Here is a 17,369-nt window from a genome sequence, read left to right as displayed (position 1 = left end):
ATCCGTAAAGGACGAGTAATTCCGGGAGACGCAAAATGAGTGGAAGCGCGGCGGCGGTGATGACGAAGCCCGCCTTTCGCAAGGTCGAGTGGCTCACGCGCGACATTGATGTCGAGCGCCGCGCCGACGGCACGGTGGTGCTGAAGTCGCGCATTCCGCTGCAACCTTACGAGACGCACATTCCGGCGTCGCTGGCGAAGTGGGCCAAGGAAGCGCCAGAGCGCATCTGGCTGGCGCAGCGCGGCGGCCCGAACCGCGAATGGCGCAAGGTCTCCTATGCTGACGCCAAGCGCACCGTGGATGCGCTGACGCAAGGTCTGCTTGATCTGGGCATCGAGGGTCGCCCGGTTGCGATCCTCTCCGGCAATTCGATCGAGCATGCGCTGATGACGCAGGCCGCGATGCAGGCACGCTCACCCGCGGCGCCGGTGTCGCCGGCCTACTCGCTGATGAGCCACGATCACGTCAAGCTGAAGTACCTGTTCGACCTGATCAAGCCGGCGGTGCTGATGGTGCAGGACGGTCCGACCTTCGAGAAGGCGCTGAAAGCGCTCGATCTCACCGGCGTCACCGTGGTTCACGTCGCGCGGCCCTGCGACGGCATCACAAGCGTCAGCTTTGCCGAATTGGCGGCCACGCCGGTGACGAAGGACGTCGCGGATTCGATCGCAAGAATTACGCCGCAGACCGTGGGCAAGTTGCTGTTCACGTCGGGCTCGACCGGCATGCCGAAAGCCGTCATCAACACCCAGGAGATGATGTGCGCCAATGCTGCGATGATGATGCAGGTGCGGCCGCGCTCGCCTGACGGTCCGATCGCGACCATGCTGGACTGGATGCCGTGGAATCACACCATGGGCGGCAACGCGGCGTTCCATCCGATCCTGATCGATGGCGGCACGCTCTATATCGACGACGGCCGGCCGATGCCGGGCCAGTTCGAGGAGACGCTGCGGAATTTGCGCGAGATCTCGCCGACCTATTACGCCAACGTCCCCGCCGGCTACGCCGCGCTGGCAGCCGCCATGGAAAAGGACGACGCGCTCTGCCGCTCGTTCTTCAAGAACCTGTCGATCATGGCCTATGGCGGCGCGCGACTGCCGGACGATCTCTACGAGCGCATGCAGGCGCTGGCGGTGAAGACCACCGGCGAGCGCATCGTGTTCTACACCGGCTGGGGCTCGACCGAGACCGCGCCGACATCGACCGGCACCTATTGGGATACCGAGCGCGTCGGCCTGATCGGCCTGCCGTTCCCTGGCGTCGAATTGAAGATGGTGCCGTGCGGCTCGAAATACGAGCTGCGGCTCCGCGGCGTCAACGTCACGCCCGGCTATTTCGGCCAGCCGGAGCTGACGAAGAAAATGTTCGACGAGGAAGGGTTTTACTGCATCGGCGATGCCGGCGTGTTCGTCGACGATTCCGATCCGGTAAAGGGCATCATCTTCGCGGGCCGTGTCGTCGAAGACTTCAAGCTCACCACCGGCACCTTCGTGCATGTCGGCTCGCTCCGCACCGATGCGATCGCAGCCGCAACGCCAGTGGTGCATGACGCACTGGTCGCCGGGCAGGACCGCCCATTCATCGGCCTGCTTGCCTGGCCGAACCTGCACGCCTGCCGGCAGCTCGTTGGCAATCCTGATCTCAGCTTTGCCGACGCGGTAAGACACCCCGAGGTGATTGCCTGCTTCCGCCGCGGCCTCGAAGCGCACAACCGGGAGTGCGAGGGGGCCAGCAGCCGCATCATCGCGCGTGCGATGCTGATGGCCGAGCCGCCCTCCATCGACGGCAACGAGCTCACCGACAAGGGCTACATCAACCAGCGCGCCGGCCTCGAACGCCGCGCCGCGCTGGTGGAGCGGCTCTATGCGGACAGGCCGGATGAAGATGTGATCGTGCTGCGATGAAGTCCGTCTCTCTCCATTCGTCATTCCGGGGCGCGCGTAGCGCGAACCCGAATCCATCGGGCCGCGTAAACGAGGCGAAATGGATTCCGGGCTCGCGACTTCGTCGCGCCCCGGAATGACGGTCTCAATGAATACGACGAATGAACAAAGGTAGCCGCCCATGAACTTCGATTTCTCCGACGACCAGAAGCAGCTCCGCGACCAGGCGCGCAAGTTCCTCAGCGAGAAGTGCTCGCCCAAGGCGGTGCGCGTGGTGCTTGACGGCAAGGCGCCTTACGACAAGGAGCTGTGGAAGGGCCTCGCCGAGATGGGTTTCCTCGGTGTTGCAATCCCCGAGGAATACGGTGGCGCCGGCGCCGGCCATCTCGAGCTCTGCGTGATCGCGGAAGAGATGGGCCGGGCCAACGCGCCGGTGCCGTTCTCCTCGACCGTCTACCTCGCCGCCGAAGCGCTGCTGATCGCCGGCAGCGACGCGCAGAAGAAGAAGTGGCTGCCGGCGATCGCCTCGGGCGAGGCGATCGGCACGCTGGCGCTGTTCGAGGGCAAGGGCAACCCCGCGCCGAAGAACGTCAAGCTCACCGCTGCGAACGGCGCGCTGAACGGCACCAAGAAGCCGGTGGCCGACGGCGCCATCGCCGACTTCGCGGTGGTCGCCGCGCGCACCGGTTCGAGCGGTCGCGACAGCGACATCTCGCTGTTCGTGGTCGACCTCAAGGGCGGCGGCGTCGAGGTGAAGAGCCTCACCAATCTCGATCCGACCCGCGGGCAGGCCGAGATCACGTTCAGGGACGCCAAGGCGGAGCCGCTCGGCGCCGCCGGTGACGGCTGGAGCATCCTCACCCAGGTGCTCGACCGCGCCGCAGTGCTCTGCGCGTTCGAGCAGGTCGGCGGCGCCGACCGTGCCTTGGAGATGGGCCGCGACTACGCGCTCGACCGCATCGCCTTCGGTCGCCAGATCGGCTCGTTCCAGGCGGTCAAGCACATGCTGGCCGACATGTACGTCTCGGCGACGCTGGCGCGCTCCAACAGCTATTACGGTGCCTGGGCGCTCTCGACCAATGCCGCCGAGCTGCCGGAAGCAGCGGCCGCCGCGCGCATCAGCGCAACGCAGGCGTTCCAGCATTGCGCCAAGAACAACATCCAGGTTCACGGCGGCATGGGCTTCACCTGGGAGTTCGACTGCCACATGTACTACCGGCGCGCCAACGCGATGGCGCTCGGGCTCGGCAGCCTCACTTATTGGGAAGACCAGTTGATCGACCGCATGCGCAAGAAGAACGCGGCGTAACGATTGGTGATTTGTAGGATGGGTAGAGCGAAGCGAAACCCATCATGACGCAGGTGGTCTTGGAGATGGGTTTCGCTTCGCTCTACCCATCCTACGACGCCGCGAGGGATGAGAGACATGAACTTCGACGACACCCCGCAGGAAGCCGAATTCCGCGCCACCGCGCGCGCCTGGATCGCGGCGAACGCGCCCAAGCAATACGAGGAGGAGCTGCGCAAATCCTCGCTCGGCCGCACCGTGCTCAAGAACGCCAACATCCTGGACGTCGCAAAGGCCTGGCAGAAAAAGAAGGCCGATGCCGGCTGGGCCTGCCTGCATTGGCCGAAGGAATATGGCGGCCGCGGATCGTCGCCGATCGAGCGCGTGATCTGGTCGCAGGAAGAGGGGCCATTCGGCCAGCTGTCCCGCATGTTCATCATCGGCCACGGCATGTGCGGGCCGACCATGATGGCGTTCGCGCGCGAGGAGCATAAGCGCACCTATCTGCCGCCGCTCGCCTCCGGCGAGAAGGTCTGGTGCCAGCTGTTCTCCGAGCCCGCCGGCGGCTCCGACGTTGCAGGGCTGCGGACGCGTGCGGAGAAGGACGGTGACGACTGGATCGTCAACGGCCAGAAGATCTGGACCTCGGGCGCGCATTATTCCGACTACGGCATCTTGCTCACGCGCACCGATCCGACCGTGCCCAAGCACAAGGGCCTCACCATGTTCTTCCTGGACATGAAGAGCCCCGGCGTCGAGGTGCGGCCGATCAAGCAGGCGAGCGGGGCCTCCGACTTCAACGAGGTCTATTTCACCAATGTCCGTATCCCCGACCATCAGCGCCTCGGCGAGGTCGGCGACGGCTGGAACGTCTCGCTGACGACGCTGATGAACGAACGCAGTGCGATCGGCGCCGCGGTCTCGACCGGTTTCCCTGAATTGTTCGAATATTGCTCCAGCCTGATGCTCGATGACGGCCCAGCGATCGAGGACCGCGCGGTGCGTTCCAAGCTTGCGAACTGGGCCGTGAAGGCGAGCGGGCTGAAATACACCAGCATGCGCGCGATCTCGGCGCTGTCGAAGGGCGAGCGGCCGGGGCCGGAAAACTCCATCGGCAAGCTGGTGGCGGGCTCGATGATCCAGGACGTCGCGACCTACGCACTGGATCTGCAGGGGGCGAGCGGCGTGATCAGCGGCGAGGATGCCGAGCTCGCCGGCCGTTTCCAGGCCATGCTCCTGCGCGCGCCCGGAACGCGCGTCGAGGGCGGCACCGACGAGATCATGCGCAACATCATCGCCGAGCGGGTGCTGGGCCTGCCCGGCGACATCCGCGTCGACAAGGACGTGCCGTTCAACAAGATCCCGACCAAGGGAAGAAATTAGCCGTCATTCCGGGGCGATGCGAAGCATCGAACCCGGAATCTCGAAATGAGTATGCACGCTCTAGATTCCGGGTTCGCGCTGCGCGCGCCCCGGAATGACAAGAAAGGAAGCGCCATGAATTTCGACGACACGCCGCAGGAAGCCGCATTCCGCGACACCGCGCGCAAATGGATCGACGCCAATGCGCCGAAGGAGCTGCATGCCGAGCTGTCGAAATCTTCGCTCGGCCGTATCCGCCTCGCCAATCGCGACATCGTCGAGGTCGGCAAGGCCTGGCAGAAGAAGAAGTTCGAGGGCAATTGGGCCTGCCTGCACTGGCCTAGGGAATATGGCGGGCGCGGCGCCACGCCGATCGAGAAGGTGATCTGGCAGCAGGAGGAGGGCGTCTACGGCAAGCTGACGCAGCCGTTCCAGATCGGCGAGGGCATGTGCGGCCCGACCGTGATGGCGTTCGGCAGCGAAGAGGCCAAGCGCCGGTACTTGCCAAAGCTCGCCTCGGGCGAGGAGATCTGGTGCCAGCTGTTCTCCGAGCCGTCCGCCGGCTCGGACGTTGCGGGGCTTCGCACCCGCGCGGAGAAGAAGGGCGACAATTGGATCGTCAACGGCCAGAAGATCTGGACCTCGGGCGCGCATTATTCCGATTACGGCCTCCTGATCGCGCGCACCGATCCGAACGTGCCCAAGCACAAGGGTCTCACCATGTTCTTCCTGGACATGAAGAGCCCCGGAGTCGAGGTTCGCCCGATCAAGCAGGCCAACGGCATGCAGGAGTTCAACGAGGTCTATTTCACCGACGTGGTGATCCCCGACAGCCAGCGGCTGGGCGCGGTCGGCGATGGCTGGAGCGTCTCGCTGACGACGCTGATGAACGAGCGCATGTCGATCGGCGCGCGGCTTGCGACCGGCGTGCCTGAGATGTTCGAGTTCTGCTCCAACCTCATGCTCGAGGATGGCTTGGCGATCGACGATCCCGCCGTGCGCTCGAAGCTGGCGAGCTGGGCGGCGAAGTCGAACGGACTGAAATTCACGAGCTACCGCACCATCTCGGCCTTGTCGAAGGGCGAGCGGCCGGGTCCGGAGAACTCGATCGGCAAGCTCGTCTCCGGCATGATGCTGCAGGACATCGCGACCTACGCCATGGACCTGCAGGGCGCGGCCGGCGTGCTCACCGGCAGCGACGAGGAGATTGTGCAGGGCCAGTTCCAGCAGATGCTGCTATCTTCGCCCTCGATGCGCATCGCCGGCGGCACCGACGAGATCCTGCGCAACATCATCGCCGAGCGCGTGCTGGGCCTGCCCGGTGACATCCGCGTCGACAAGGACGTGCCGTACAACAAGATCCCGACCAAGGGGCGGTGATGGCATTGTAGGGTGGGTTAGCGCAGCGGATGCGCGAAGCGCGATCCGCTGCGCGTAACCCACCACTTCTGTCAATGCGGAGACAAAAAGAGGTGGGTTACGCCTTCGGCTAACCCACCCTACGAAGAGCGAGTTGATCCATGGACGCACCCGTCAAACAAACCGACCGTATCGACGTGCTCGAAGAGCTCCTCAACGAGCGCTACTCGGTCCGCGCCTTCCTCCCCAAGGAAGTCGACCGCGCCACCATCGAGCATGTGCTGGCCACTGCCCAGCGCACCGCGTCCTGGTGCAACAGCCAGCCCTGGCAGGTCGTCATCGCCAGCGGCGCGGCCAAGGAGCGCTTTCGCGAGGCGATCTACAAGGAGGCCTCGGGCGGCCTCGGCGACGATTACGACTTCACCCCGCCGCGCGAATATGTCGGCGTCTATCTCGAACGCCGCCGCGAGAGCGGCTTTCAGCTTTACAACACGCTCGGCATCGCCCGCGGCGACAAGATGGCCTACGCCAGGCAGGCGCTGGAGAATTACAATTTCTTCGGCGCACCGCATGTCGCGATCATTCACACCAACGAGCCGCTCGGCATTTACGGTGCGATCGATTGCGGCGCCTATGTCTCCAATTTCATGCTGGCCGCCCAGGCGCTCGGGCTCGGCACCATTCCGCAGGCCGCGCTGGCGCGGCACTCCGGCCTGATCCGCCGCCACTTCAACCTGCCTGACGATCGCCGCGTCGTCTGCGGCATTTCGTTCGGCTATGCCGACCATGCCCACAAGGTCAACAGCTACCGCACCTCGCGTGCAAGCGTGGCCGAGACCGTCACTTTCGTGGAGGAGTGATCGGCGCGGGCGGCGTCGTTCGCGCGCGCATGCTAAGGCGGCCGCAGAAGCGGCCGCCTTCCTGTCGTCTTGAACTCAAGAACGCCGGGTCAGCCGCCGCTGCCGCCGATCACGGCCCGCACGGTCTCGTCCGGCCCGAAATCCTCGGCGCCGTCGACGTAGAGCAGAGCGGCGAGCTTCGAGCGGGCCCGGTTGACGCGGCTCTTGATCGTGCCGACGGCGCAGCCGCAGATCGAAGCCGCGTCCTCGTAGGAGAAGCCGGAGGCGCCGACCAGGATCAACGCTTCACGCTGGTCCTGTGGAAGCTTGTCGAGCGCAGTGCGGAATTCCTCGAACTCGAGATGCGCGTTCTGCGAGGGCTGCGTCTTCAGCGTCTTGGCGTAATTGCCCTCGGCATCCTCGACCTCGCGCCGCCGCTTGCGATAGTCCGAGCGGAACAGGTTGCGCAGGATCGTGAACAGCCACGCCGGCAGGTTGGAGCCGGGCTGGAACGAGTCGATGTTGGCGAGCGCGCGGAGCAGCGTCTCCTGCACCAGATCGTCGGCGCGGTCGGCATTGCCGCTGAGCGAGATGGCAAAGGCGCGCAGACTGGGCACGGCTGCCAGGATGTCGTTACGCAGGGAGTCCGTGAGAGGCATTAATCCCTCCCATTGGTGTTGTCGTTCGATCCCCCGTCATTTTCCACTTGGGGTGTGGCTCCCTGGGCATCAAGCTTCTTGATCAGTTCTGCGAACCGATCCGGAACCCCCTGCCGTACCACGTCGTCGTACATGGCGCGCAGCTGATGCCCGATCCGGGATTGAATCTCCGGAGTGAGCCCTCCCTTGCCGGGGGTCGTGCTTCTGGTTGCTTGAGACTTGAGATCTTTCATGACCTGTTCCACGTTTCCCCGAGTTAAGTTACTGTAAAATCGAGAAGTTTTCTCAACCGGGAGCCGTTCCCTGGATAGGCACAATTCCAGGTTCGAGAAAAAGTTCCGCCTCTGGCGGAACTTTTCTTGGCCTGAGGCGTAAACAGCCAGCAGGGGAACCCGGGCCCCCCGCGTTGCCAGGTTTGGCCCGAAGATGAATGGAGTGGGGATGTCCCGTTCACAGCTCGTTGCCGAACACTTGCCGTTGTTGCGCCGGTACGCGCGCGCCCTGACGGGCAGCCAGGCATCCGGCGACGCCTACGTCGCAGCCATGTTGGAAGCCATGCTCGGAGATCCCAGTGTGCTCGACGAGAGCCACGGCCCCCGCGTCGGGCTGTTCCGGCTATTCACCCAGATCTGGAATTCGGTCTCCGTCAACGACGATTCGGAGGTGACGACCCTGCCGATGCCGCCGGAGCGACGCCTGTCGAACATCACGCCGCTGCCGCGGCAGGCCTTCCTGCTGCTCTCGCTGGAGGGATTCTCGGAGGAGGAAGTCGCCTTCATCCTCGGCACCGACGTCGCCGAGACGCGGCGGCTGGCGGACACCGCCGGACGCGAGATGGCGGCCGAGATCGCGACCGACGTGCTCATCATCGAGGACGAGACCTTCATCGCCATGGACCTCGAGAGCCTGGTGAAGAATCTCGGCCACAACGTCGTCGGCGTCGCGCGCACCCATGCCGATGCAGTGGCGCTGGCCAAGAACAAGCGGCCCGGGCTCATCCTCGCCGACATCCAGCTTGCCGACGGCTCCTCGGGCCTCGATGCCGTCAACGAATTGCTGCGCACGTTCGAGGTGCCGGTGGTGTTCATCACCGCCTATCCGGAGCGCTTCCTCACCGGTGAGCGTCCGGAGCCGGCGTTCCTGATCTCAAAGCCGTTCCAGCCCGCGATGGTGTCGGCGGTGGCGAGCCAGGCCCTGTTCTTCCAGCGCAACTCGCGCAACCGCACGCCGAAGGCGCCTGCGGCGTAAGGCAGGCGACATTCGCGAAATGATCTGAACCGGCGTGCTGCAAGGCACGCCGGTTTTTCGCGCCGGTTGCCCGCCCTTGACGCGCATCGGCGACGCCGCTCATACGTCATGCATGATCCTCGTCGGAGATGTGCTCATGGACCAGCAACTGCTCGACCGCCTCGCCATCCGCGACCTCGTCGAGAACTGGGCGGTGTGGCGCGATGCCGGCGATTGGGAGCGCTTTGCCACGGTCTGGCACGAGGAGGGCTGGATGTCCGCCACCTGGTTTCAGGGACCGGCGCGGGAGTTCATGCGCGTCAGCCAGGAGGGATTCGCCAAGGGCGTTCGCATCCTGCATTTCCTCGGCGGCACCAGCATCGATCTTTCCGGCGCGCGGGCGATCGCCCAGACCAAGATGACGATCTCGCAGCGCGCCCCGGTGCACGACGTGCTCTGCGACGTCGTCTGCACCGGCCGCTTCTACGATTTCCTGGAGAAGAGGGAGGGGAAATGGGGCATCGTCCGGCGCCAGCCGATCTACGAGAAGGACCGCATCGACCCGGTCGATCCTGCCGCGACGCTCCGCCTCGACCAGGAAGCGCTCGCCGCGCTGCCCGAAGGCTATCGCCATCTCGCCTACATGCAGGAGCTGATCGGCTACAAGGTCAAGCGCGACATGCCGGGCCTGACCGGGCCCGAGGTCGAGCAGCTCTACGGCGAGGGGCGGGATTGGCTCGCGGGGAGGGCTGCACAAGTCCAGCCAAAGTGAGCCCCAGACAAAAGTAAGGCGCGACTGGCATCACCACAGTCGCGCCCTACGTCGCCGGCTTATGGGGCAGGGGGAATAGCCGGCTGCTGAGACGACTCCTGTCCAAGCGAGACGTTCCACGCCTCCCGAAATATTTTGCGTCCGCTGTTGCGTTTGCCGGACACGGTTAAGTGATCGTCACGGCCAAGAACCCCCGGTCCTCCGCTCGCGTTGTTCCCGCGATCGCCATGGGGCGAGGGATCGACGTCCATGTCACAGATTCATAAGATATTTTTAGGCGCAATCGCGATTGCCGCAACGCTTGGCGCGGTGCAATTGGCCTCCGGCCACGATCTGGCCGATCGCTGGCAGGCGGTCGCCGATCTGCCCAGCCACAGCTTGCGAGACGCCCCAGGTCACAACGTCAATCGCGCCGGCAAGACCGACCGTCTTGCCGAGCTCAAGCCGGCCGCGGTTCCCACCCGCACCGTCTCGATGCGCCTGAACGACCTCGCCGCCACGTCGGTGCTGCTGCGGGTCCCCGCCGCGATCGAGACCGGCAACGCCAAGCCGCCGGCACTGCTCCAGAACCAGAAGAAGGTGCGCGCCAAGCCGACGATTGCCTGCGAGCCCATGGTCAGCTCGCTGACCGAGGTCGCAAAGCTGCTCCAGCCCGGTCGTTGCGTCACCTGATCCGCCGAGCGATCGGACAGATCGCCCTCCCGCCGGGAGGGCGATTTTTCACGTCCACTTGATCCCCCTCGCCTCGCGTTATATCCCGGGTTTCTTCCCTTTCGTTTTGACCGGGTAAACGCATGACGACGTCAGACACGGCTGTGCATACGCAGCCCTTCCAGGCCGAGGTTTCCGAGCTTCTGCACCTCATGGTGCACTCCGTCTATTCCGAGACCGACATCTTCCTGCGCGAGCTCGTCTCCAACGCCTCCGACGCCTGCGACAAGCTTCGCTACGAGGCGATTGCCAGCCCGGCGCTGCTGGGCGAGGGCGACGCGCTCAAGATCCGCATCACCCCGAACAAGGCGGCCAATACGCTCACGATCGCCGACAACGGTATCGGCATGGAGCGGCAGGAGCTGATCGATCATCTCGGCACCATCGCCCGCTCCGGCACCAAGGCGTTCGTGTCCAAACTGAAGGAGGCCAAGGACGGCCTCGGCCTGATCGGCCAGTTCGGCGTCGGCTTCTATTCCGCCTTCATGGTCGCCGAGAAGATCGTCGTGATCAGCCGCCGCGCCGGCGAGAGCGATGTCTGGACCTGGACGTCCTCCGGCGGCTCCGGCTTCGAGATCGCCCGCGCCAGCGAGGAGGAGGCGGCGCGCGTGACGCGCGGCACGGAGATCGTCCTGCACCTGAAGGACGATGCCCGGAAATATCTCGAGGCTTTCGAGATCGAGCGCATCGTTCACGCCTATTCCGACAATATCCTGTTCCCCATCGAGCTCGTGCCGGAAGAAGGCGAGCCGCGCCAGATCAATTCGGCGAGCGCGCTGTGGCAGCGCTCGAAATCCGAGCTGACGCCGGAGGACTACAAGAAGGCCTATCAGCAGATCGCGTCCGCCTTTGACGATCCCGCGATGACGCTGCATTACCGTGCCGAGGGGCGCTATTCCTACGCCGTGCTGCTGTTCGCGCCCTCGACCAAGCCGTTCGACCTGTTCGAGCCGAACCGCAAGGGCCGCGTGAAGCTTTACGTCCGCCGGGTTTTCATCACCGATGATGCCGATCTGTTGCCGGGCTACCTGCGCTTCATCCGCGGCGTCGTCGACAGCGAGGATCTCCCGCTCAACATCTCCCGCGAGATGCTGCAGAACAATCCGCAGCTGGCGCAGATCCGCAAGGCGGTGGCGACCCGGGTCGTGTCGGAGCTCGAAAGCCTTGCCGACAAGGATCCGGACAATTTCGCCAAGATCTGGGACGGGTTCGGTGCGGTGCTCAAGGAAGGCATCTACGAGGATTTCGAGCGGCGCGAAAAGCTGCTGGCCCTGTCGCGCTTCACCACGACGTCGGGCGAGAAGCGTTCGCTGAAGCAGGTCATCGCCGATTTCAAGCCGAACCAGACCGAGATCTATTATCTCGTCGGCGACAGCATCGAGCGGCTGAAGTCCAATCCGCGGCTCGAGGCGGCAACCGCGCGCGGCATCGAGGTGCTGCTGCTGTCCGATCCCGTCGACGCGTTCTGGACCTCGATGCCCCAGGAGTTCGAGGGCAAGCCGCTGAAGTCGCTGAGCCAGGGCGATCTCAATCTCGACCTGATCCCGCGCGTCGATGAGGCGGACGAGGCGAAGAAGGACGAGCCGGCCGCGGATGAGGCCGCCACCGTCGCCGTGATCAAGGCCGCGCTCGGCGAGCGCGTCAGCGACGTCAAGGCCTCGACGCGCCTCACCAGTTCGGCCTCCTGCCTCGTCGCCGACAGCCAGGGCCCGAGCCGCGAGCTCGAGCGCATCCTGTCGCAGCAGAACCGGGGCCTGCGCACCAAGCCGATCCTCGAGATCAACCTGCGTCATCCGCTGGTGACGGCGATCACCAAGGCGCAAGCCGGCTCGAAGACCGTCGACGATCTCAGCCTGCTCCTGCTCGAGCAGGCGCAGATCCTGGACGGCGAGTTGCCGGAAGATCCGGCGGCGTTTGCCGCGCGATTGAACCGGCTGGTGTTGCAGGGGCTCGGCGCATAGCGCCGCAGCCCGCAGCGCTCACCTTGCCGTCATTGGTCCCTGGGAACAGTCGCCGCCGGCCTCGTGTTATGCCATAGCGGGTCGTCGGCAACAGACCCGTCGTCGATCGAGGACTAGTTCATGCGCCTGCCGATTGTGAGCCTCATCGCGATTGCCGGGCTGTTCGTTGCGGCACCGGCCAATGCTCAGAGATACGACCCGCGCTATCCCGTGTGCATGCATGTTTACACCGGTGGTGGTAGCGGCGGCAGTGGCGGTGATTATTTCGACTGCTCCTTCACCTCGATGCCGCAATGCCGGGCCTCGGCGTCGGGGCGTGCGGCGAGCTGTGACGTCAATCCCTATTACGCGCCCGAGCAGCCGCCGCGGCGGCGCCACAAGAAGCCGCATTAGATCGTCGATGTGCCGTGCAGGAGGACCTGTCGTGCGTCTTTGGTTGTATCCCATCGTGGTCGTCGCGGCATTGCTCGCGGCCACCGCCTCGCATGCGCAGACCTACGATCCGCGCTATCCCGTCTGCATGCACGTCTATGCCGGTCGCGGCGGCCTGAATTGGTATGATTGCTCCTTCACCTCGATGCCGCAGTGCCGCGCCACAGCCTCAGGCCGCGCCGCGACCTGCGATCTCAATCCGTATTATCAGTCCAACGCACCTTCGCAGCGCCCGCGTCACAAGCGCAGCGGCTAGCGGCCACTACGCTCGCCACCAGGCCAGGCACGTTCCGCTTGCGAAGATGATGTGAGGGCCAGCCGCATCCCTGGCGCGGGATTGCGCGCTCGCAAGCCGCCGTCTTTTCTGTCCCGACAGCTTCCCCCATCTTGCGCCGGCGATCGGCCCGCGCTGACGGCATGCCGTCGGAAGCGTCGGCCCGGTAAAGGATGGCTAGCGTTAATCCCGCACTAACCGGGTTTACCTTGTCCTTTAACACCTGGGCAGGACGTGCGGGCTAAGCTTGGGGAGCCAGCAGACACCTTCCGAAAGAATGAACGGCAAATGACGACCGCTGTCATCGAGCAACCGAAAGCCCGGCGTACCCCTTCGGCTTCAAAGATATGGCTGAAGGCGATCGAGCTCACCGCGCGGATCGAGACGCTGCCGGGACGCCTGTTCGCCGACGTCATCGACGATTGGGCGCAGCGTCAGCCCGACCGCGTTGCGCTGCTGACGGACGACGCTAGTCTCGACTATGCCGGCCTGTCGAAGCGCATCAATCGTTACGCGCGCTGGACGCGCTCGGTCGGCGTGGCCAAGGGCGATCTCGTCGCCTTGATCATGCCGAACGGCATCGATTATGTCGCGGCGTGGCTCGGCATCAGCCGGGTCGGCGGCGTGGTCGCGCTTCTCAACACCAAGCTGGTCGGCCCCTCGCTCGCGCATTGCATCGACGTCGCCAAGCCCTCCCACATCATCGTGGCGCATGAGCTGACGGAGATGTTGGAGGAAGCCGCGCCGCATCTGAAAAGTCAGGCCAAGGTGTGGACGCATGGCGACGCCCGCGGCGACCGCGCGATCGACGTCGCGCTTGCGGCGCTGGACGACGCGCCGCTGTCGCCGGAGGAGCACGGCGAGGTCACCATCGACGACCGCGCGCTGCTGATCTACACCTCGGGCACGACAGGCCTGCCGAAGGCCGCCAGCATCAGCCACCGCCGCATTCTCAATTGGGGCTTCTGGTTCGCCGGTCTCACCGGCGCGAGTCCGCAAGACCGGCTCTATGATTGCCTGCCGCTGTTCCACTCGGTCGGCGGCATCGTCGCGCCGTGCAGCATGCTCGCCGCCGGCGGCTCGGTGGTGATCGCCGAGAAATTCTCGGCGTCATACTTCTGGTCCGACATCGTCCGCCATGACTGCACGTTGTTTCAATATATCGGCGAACTCTGCCGTTACCTGCTCAAGGCTCCGCCCTCGGAATACGAGAACCGCCATCGTCTCCGCCTCGTTTGCGGCAACGGCCTGCGCGGCGACATCTGGGAGGACTTTCAGGCGCGTTTCGCCATTCCCCGTATCCTCGAATTCTATGCGGCGACGGAAGGCAATTTCTCGCTGTTCAACGTCGAGGGCCAGCCGGGCGCGATCGGCCGCATCCCGCCGCTGCTGGCGCATCGCTTCCCTGCCAATCTCGTCAGGCTCGATCCGGACAACGGCGCGCCGCTGCGCGATGAAAAGGGCTTCTGCATCGCCTGCGCCCGCGGCGAGGCCGGCGAAGCCATCGGCCGCATCGGCACCGCCGACGAGGGCGGGGGTCGCTTCGAGGGCTACACCGACGCCGGCGAAACCGAGAAGAAGATCCTGCGCGATGTGTTTGCCAGGGGCGATGCCTGGTTTCGCACCGGCGATCTGATGCGGATCGACGACAAGGGGTTCTTCCATTTCGTCGATCGGATCGGCGATACATTCCGCTGGAAAGGCGAGAACGTCGCGACCTCCGAGGTGAACGAGGTGATGCGCGATTTCACCGGCGTGGTCGACGCCACCACCTACGGCGTCAGCATCCCCGGCGCCGATGGCCGCGCCGGCATGAGCGCGATCGTGGTCAACGAGGGCTTTGACATTGCGGCACTGCCCGCACATCTGTCGCAGCGCCTGCCGGCCTATGCACGCCCGGTCTTCATCCGCATCTGCCGCGAGATCGATGCGACCGAGACGTTCAAGCAGAAGAAGGGCGATCTGTTGCGGGAAGGCTTCGATCCCGCCGCGATCCCCGACCCGCTATTCATGGCCGACTCGAAATCCGGAGCCTATGTCCCGCTGGATGCCGAGGCTTATGCGGCAATCCTGGGCGGCTCGATCAGGCTGTGACCCGCCAAAATCGGCAGATAGGTCCAATTTTATCTGAATTGTCCAAGAAGCCATTTACTTCTCTCGGGTAAACAGGCGGCCATGGGGAGGCGGCCAACAAGAGCCGCCGCAACACCAACGATAACAAAGCGAGCCAGCCATGTCGGTAAGGTCAAAGGTCATCGAGGCGATCCGGCAGATCGCCAAGGAGCAAAACGTCGCGCTTCCGGAGCTGTCGGACGATCTGTCTCTGCACGAGACGGGCTTCGACTCGCTCGCCTTCGCCATCCTGGTGGCGCGTCTCGAGGACGACACCGGCGTCGACCCCTTCACCATTTCCGAGGACGCAGCATTCCCCGCCACCGTGGGCGATTTCGTGCGGGCCTACGAAAATGTCCCCGCGTGAGATCTTTGCACTCCGCGACTATCTCAGCGCGGAGTTGAAAGGCCGCACGATCTCCGACGCGCATGATGTCGTGTCGCTGACCGATATCCTGTCGCAGACGGTCCTGGGCGGCCGCCTGCGCGAATTGTCGGGCCGCTCCGTGCTGCTCAAACTGGCCGACCAGCTCCGGTCGGGCCTTGCCATGATCGAGCTCGACGGCATCGCGAGCCGCATGCTGCTGTGCCCACCCGATCTCAACCCGGCACATCTCGACGCGCTGATCGCGGATGCCGGGATCGATGCCGTCGTCACCGACGAACCCGGTCGCTGGGCCGATTCCGTCGTGTCGCTGGTCGTGACGGCACAATTGCCGCTCGAGGCGGCCGCGCCGGCCAAGACCGAGCGCGCCACGGAATGGCTGATGCTGACCTCGGGCACCTCAGGCGTGCCGAAAATCGTCGGTCACACGCTGGAAGCGCTGACCGGCGCCATCGTCGCCGAGGGCCCCGCGCGCGGACCTGCGCCGGTGTGGGCGACGTTCTACGACATCCGCCGCTACGGCGGCCTGCAGATATTCCTCCGCGCCGTCCTGTCCGGCGGCTCGATGGTGCTGTCGGACCCGCATGAGGCGCTCGGCGACCACGTCGCGCGGCTGAAGGCGCGTGGCATCTCGCACATCTCCGGCACGCCGTCGCACTGGCGCAAGCTCCTGATGAGCGGCTCGGCCACGCAATTCGCCCCGGCTTACGTCCGCCTGTCCGGTGAAATCGCGGACCAGGCGGTGCTCGACGGATTGAAGGCAGCATTCCCCAATTCCTCCGTCGGTCACGCCTATGCCTCGACCGAGGCCGGCGTCGGCTTCGCCGTGAATGACGGGCTGGAAGGCTTTCCGGCCGACTATCTCGGCAATCGCAACGGCGTCGAGATGAAGGTGGTCGACGGTTCGCTGCGGATCCGTTCGACGCGCACCGCGCACGCCTATGTCGGGCGCAGCGTCGCGGCGCTCACCGATGACGACGGCTTCGTCGACAGCGGCGACATCGTCGAGCTGCGCGGCGACCGCTACTATTTCGTCGGCCGCCGTGGCGGCATCATCAATATCGGCGGGTTGAAGGTCCACCCCGAGGAGATCGAGGCGGTAATCAATCGTCATCCCGACGTGCGGATGTCGCGGGCGAAATCGCGCAAGAGCCCGATCACCGGCGGCATCGTCGTCGCCGACGTGGTCCTGGCCGACGGCACCGATCAGGCGCGCGTGAAAGAGATCCGCGACCAGATCCTGGCTCAGTGCCGTGCGCAGCTCGCCTCGCACAAGGTGCCGGCGGTGATCCGCTTCGTCGAGGCGCTCGATGTCACCCCGGCCGGCAAGCTGGCGCGCACCGATGCATAACGTTCTCGTCACCGGCGGCAGCCGCGGCATTGGTCTGGCGATCGGCAGGCGCCTGGCCGGTGCCGGCTACAACGTGATCGCAGTGGCACGGCGCCAGAGCGAGGAGCTCGAGGGCGCAATCGCAAAATCCGAGGGGCGCCTGCATTTCCGCGCCTGCGACCTTGCCGTGATCGACGCGATCCCGGCCTTCGCAAAGCTCGTGCGCGACGAGTTCGGCCCGGTCTACGGCCTCGTCAACAATGCCGGCCTCGGTACCGAAGGCCTGCTCGCCACCATGCACAATTCCGAGATCGAATCGCTGGTCCAGCTCAACGTGCTGTCGCCGATCATCCTCACCAAATACGTGGCGCGGCAGATGATGGCGGACGGCGCCGGCCGCATCATCAACATCTCCTCGATCATTGCGACCACCGGCTATAACGGCCTGTCCGTCTACGGCGCGACCAAGGCGGCTGCCACCGGCTTCACCCGCTCGCTGGCGCGCGAGGTCGGCAAGGTCGGCATCACCGTGAATGCGATCGCACCGGGTTTCATCGATACCGAGCTCACCCACAATCTCTCCGACGAGGGGCGCAAGCGCATCGCCGGACGCAGCGCGCTACGCCGGCTGCCGGAGACAGACGATGTCGCGCGCATGGTGGAATATCTGCTGGGGGACGGCGGCCGCAACGTTACCGGCACCGTGTTCACCATCGATGCGGGCAATACGGCGTGAGCGGAACTCGGCCGGCATGATTGCGTTGATCGGGCG

The 17,369-nt window shown here is 65.0% G+C and carries 17 protein-coding genes; 15 read left to right on the top strand and 2 right to left on the bottom strand.

The features are described 5' to 3' along the window. Nucleotides 1-35 precede the first annotated feature (35 nt). From ACETMP_RS19200 to ACETMP_RS19180, 5 genes are all read left to right on the top strand, one after another. On the top strand, nt 36-1,907 hold the full coding sequence (locus tag ACETMP_RS19200; RefSeq protein ID WP_375157413.1) for an AMP-binding protein: 1,872 nt from the start codon (nt 36-38) through the stop codon (nt 1,905-1,907). A 160-nt stretch (nt 1,908-2,067) separates the two neighbouring features. Then, nucleotides 2,068-3,195: an acyl-CoA dehydrogenase family protein gene (locus tag ACETMP_RS19195; RefSeq protein ID WP_375157412.1), complete on the top strand. Its 1,128-nt coding sequence runs from the start codon at nt 2,068-2,070 to the stop codon at nt 3,193-3,195. Between the two features lie 117 nt (nt 3,196-3,312). Further along, nucleotides 3,313-4,557, top strand: a complete 1,245-nt coding sequence (locus tag ACETMP_RS19190) for an acyl-CoA dehydrogenase (RefSeq protein ID WP_375157411.1) — start codon at nt 3,313-3,315, stop codon at nt 4,555-4,557. Nucleotides 4,558-4,671: 114 nt separating this feature from the next. Further along, nucleotides 4,672-5,916 carry an acyl-CoA dehydrogenase gene (locus tag ACETMP_RS19185; protein ID WP_375157410.1) on the top strand — a complete coding sequence of 415 codons (1,245 nt, stop codon included), beginning with the start codon at nt 4,672-4,674 and terminating at the stop codon, nt 5,914-5,916. 140 nt (nt 5,917-6,056) lie between these two features. Then, nucleotides 6,057-6,755, top strand: coding sequence for a nitroreductase (locus tag ACETMP_RS19180; RefSeq protein ID WP_375157409.1), 699 nt, complete (start codon nt 6,057-6,059; stop codon nt 6,753-6,755). An 89-nt stretch (nt 6,756-6,844) separates the two neighbouring features. On the opposite strand, the gene ACETMP_RS19175 is transcribed toward ACETMP_RS19180, so the two are convergent. Then, on the bottom strand, nt 6,845-7,393 hold the full coding sequence (locus ACETMP_RS19175; protein WP_018316216.1) for a sigma-70 family RNA polymerase sigma factor: 549 nt from the start codon (nt 7,391-7,393) through the stop codon (nt 6,845-6,847). Beyond that, complete coding sequence (locus ACETMP_RS19170) at nt 7,393-7,626, bottom strand: NepR family anti-sigma factor (RefSeq protein ID WP_028134180.1); 234 nt, start codon at nt 7,624-7,626, stop codon at nt 7,393-7,395. The genes ACETMP_RS19175 and ACETMP_RS19170 overlap by 1 nt, the downstream gene beginning before the upstream one ends. A 208-nt stretch (nt 7,627-7,834) precedes the next feature. On the opposite strand from ACETMP_RS19170, the gene ACETMP_RS19165 reads away from it, so the two are divergent. The 10 genes from ACETMP_RS19165 to ACETMP_RS19120 all read left to right on the top strand — a co-directional run bounded on the left by ACETMP_RS19165 (nt 7,835) and on the right by ACETMP_RS19120 (nt 17,333). Further along, nucleotides 7,835-8,641, top strand: a complete 807-nt coding sequence (locus tag ACETMP_RS19165; protein ID WP_028134181.1) for a response regulator — start codon at nt 7,835-7,837, stop codon at nt 8,639-8,641. Between the two features lie 136 nt (nt 8,642-8,777). Beyond that, nucleotides 8,778-9,392 carry a nuclear transport factor 2 family protein gene (locus ACETMP_RS19160; RefSeq protein ID WP_375157408.1) on the top strand — a complete coding sequence of 205 codons (615 nt, stop codon included), beginning with the start codon at nt 8,778-8,780 and terminating at the stop codon, nt 9,390-9,392. A gap of 249 nt (nt 9,393-9,641) precedes the next feature. Further along, nucleotides 9,642-10,064, top strand: a complete 423-nt coding sequence (locus ACETMP_RS19155) for a hypothetical protein (protein ID WP_375157407.1) — start codon at nt 9,642-9,644, stop codon at nt 10,062-10,064. 122 nt (nt 10,065-10,186) lie between these two features. Next, entirely contained in the window at nt 10,187-12,064 is a 1,878-nt protein-coding gene (gene htpG / locus ACETMP_RS19150) for a molecular chaperone HtpG (RefSeq protein ID WP_375157406.1), read from the top strand. A gap of 120 nt (nt 12,065-12,184) precedes the next feature. Then, nucleotides 12,185-12,457 (top strand): DUF3551 domain-containing protein, encoded by a 273-nt coding sequence (locus ACETMP_RS19145; protein ID WP_375157405.1) that lies wholly within the window; start codon nt 12,185-12,187, stop codon nt 12,455-12,457. A 31-nt stretch (nt 12,458-12,488) separates the two neighbouring features. Next, nucleotides 12,489-12,752, top strand: a complete 264-nt coding sequence (locus ACETMP_RS19140; protein ID WP_375157404.1) for a DUF3551 domain-containing protein — start codon at nt 12,489-12,491, stop codon at nt 12,750-12,752. A 306-nt stretch (nt 12,753-13,058) separates the two neighbouring features. Next, nucleotides 13,059-14,864 carry a long-chain-acyl-CoA synthetase gene (locus ACETMP_RS19135; RefSeq protein ID WP_375157403.1) on the top strand — a complete coding sequence of 602 codons (1,806 nt, stop codon included), beginning with the start codon at nt 13,059-13,061 and terminating at the stop codon, nt 14,862-14,864. Nucleotides 14,865-15,003: 139 nt separating this feature from the next. Beyond that, on the top strand, nt 15,004-15,249 hold the full coding sequence (locus ACETMP_RS19130; protein ID WP_375157402.1) for an acyl carrier protein: 246 nt from the start codon (nt 15,004-15,006) through the stop codon (nt 15,247-15,249). Continuing rightward, nucleotides 15,236-16,618 (top strand): class I adenylate-forming enzyme family protein, encoded by a 1,383-nt coding sequence (locus tag ACETMP_RS19125; protein ID WP_375157401.1) that lies wholly within the window; start codon nt 15,236-15,238, stop codon nt 16,616-16,618. The genes ACETMP_RS19130 and ACETMP_RS19125 overlap by 14 nt, the downstream gene beginning before the upstream one ends. Continuing rightward, nucleotides 16,611-17,333: an SDR family NAD(P)-dependent oxidoreductase gene (locus ACETMP_RS19120; RefSeq protein WP_375157400.1), complete on the top strand. Its 723-nt coding sequence runs from the start codon at nt 16,611-16,613 to the stop codon at nt 17,331-17,333. The genes ACETMP_RS19125 and ACETMP_RS19120 overlap by 8 nt, the downstream gene beginning before the upstream one ends. The last annotated feature ends 36 nt before the right edge of the window (nt 17,334-17,369 follow it).

The organism is Bradyrhizobium dasycarpum (assembly GCF_042019905.1).
GTDB classification, from domain to species: domain Bacteria; phylum Pseudomonadota; class Alphaproteobacteria; order Rhizobiales; family Xanthobacteraceae; genus Bradyrhizobium; species Bradyrhizobium japonicum_B.
The sequence above is the reverse complement of the archived record's forward strand: the minus strand, read 5'-3'. Positions and strand labels throughout refer to the sequence as shown.

Excerpts from the sequence above, each read along its gene's own strand:
- ACETMP_RS19120 (WP_375157400.1), top strand. The coding sequence starts at position 16,611 with ATGCATAACGTTCTCGTCACCGGCGGCAGCCGCGGCATTGGTCTGGCG.
- ACETMP_RS19190 (WP_375157411.1), top strand. The coding sequence starts at position 3,313 with ATGAACTTCGACGACACCCCGCAGGAAGCCGAATTCCGCGCCACCGCG.
- ACETMP_RS19160 (WP_375157408.1), top strand. The coding sequence starts at position 8,778 with ATGGACCAGCAACTGCTCGACCGCCTCGCCATCCGCGACCTCGTCGAG.
- ACETMP_RS19145 (WP_375157405.1), top strand. The coding sequence starts at position 12,185 with ATGCGCCTGCCGATTGTGAGCCTCATCGCGATTGCCGGGCTGTTCGTT.
- ACETMP_RS19195 (WP_375157412.1), top strand. The coding sequence starts at position 2,068 with ATGAACTTCGATTTCTCCGACGACCAGAAGCAGCTCCGCGACCAGGCG.
- ACETMP_RS19125 (WP_375157401.1), top strand. The coding sequence starts at position 15,236 with ATGTCCCCGCGTGAGATCTTTGCACTCCGCGACTATCTCAGCGCGGAG.
- ACETMP_RS19155 (WP_375157407.1), top strand. The coding sequence starts at position 9,642 with ATGTCACAGATTCATAAGATATTTTTAGGCGCAATCGCGATTGCCGCA.
- htpG (WP_375157406.1), top strand. The coding sequence starts at position 10,187 with ATGACGACGTCAGACACGGCTGTGCATACGCAGCCCTTCCAGGCCGAG.
- ACETMP_RS19165 (WP_028134181.1), top strand. The coding sequence starts at position 7,835 with ATGTCCCGTTCACAGCTCGTTGCCGAACACTTGCCGTTGTTGCGCCGG.
- ACETMP_RS19185 (WP_375157410.1), top strand. The coding sequence starts at position 4,672 with ATGAATTTCGACGACACGCCGCAGGAAGCCGCATTCCGCGACACCGCG.
- ACETMP_RS19200 (WP_375157413.1), top strand. The coding sequence starts at position 36 with ATGAGTGGAAGCGCGGCGGCGGTGATGACGAAGCCCGCCTTTCGCAAG.
- ACETMP_RS19180 (WP_375157409.1), top strand. The coding sequence starts at position 6,057 with ATGGACGCACCCGTCAAACAAACCGACCGTATCGACGTGCTCGAAGAG.
- ACETMP_RS19130 (WP_375157402.1), top strand. The coding sequence starts at position 15,004 with ATGTCGGTAAGGTCAAAGGTCATCGAGGCGATCCGGCAGATCGCCAAG.
- ACETMP_RS19175 (WP_018316216.1), bottom strand. The coding sequence starts at position 7,393 with ATGCCTCTCACGGACTCCCTGCGTAACGACATCCTGGCAGCCGTGCCC.
- ACETMP_RS19135 (WP_375157403.1), top strand. The coding sequence starts at position 13,059 with ATGACGACCGCTGTCATCGAGCAACCGAAAGCCCGGCGTACCCCTTCG.
- ACETMP_RS19170 (WP_028134180.1), bottom strand. The coding sequence starts at position 7,626 with ATGAAAGATCTCAAGTCTCAAGCAACCAGAAGCACGACCCCCGGCAAG.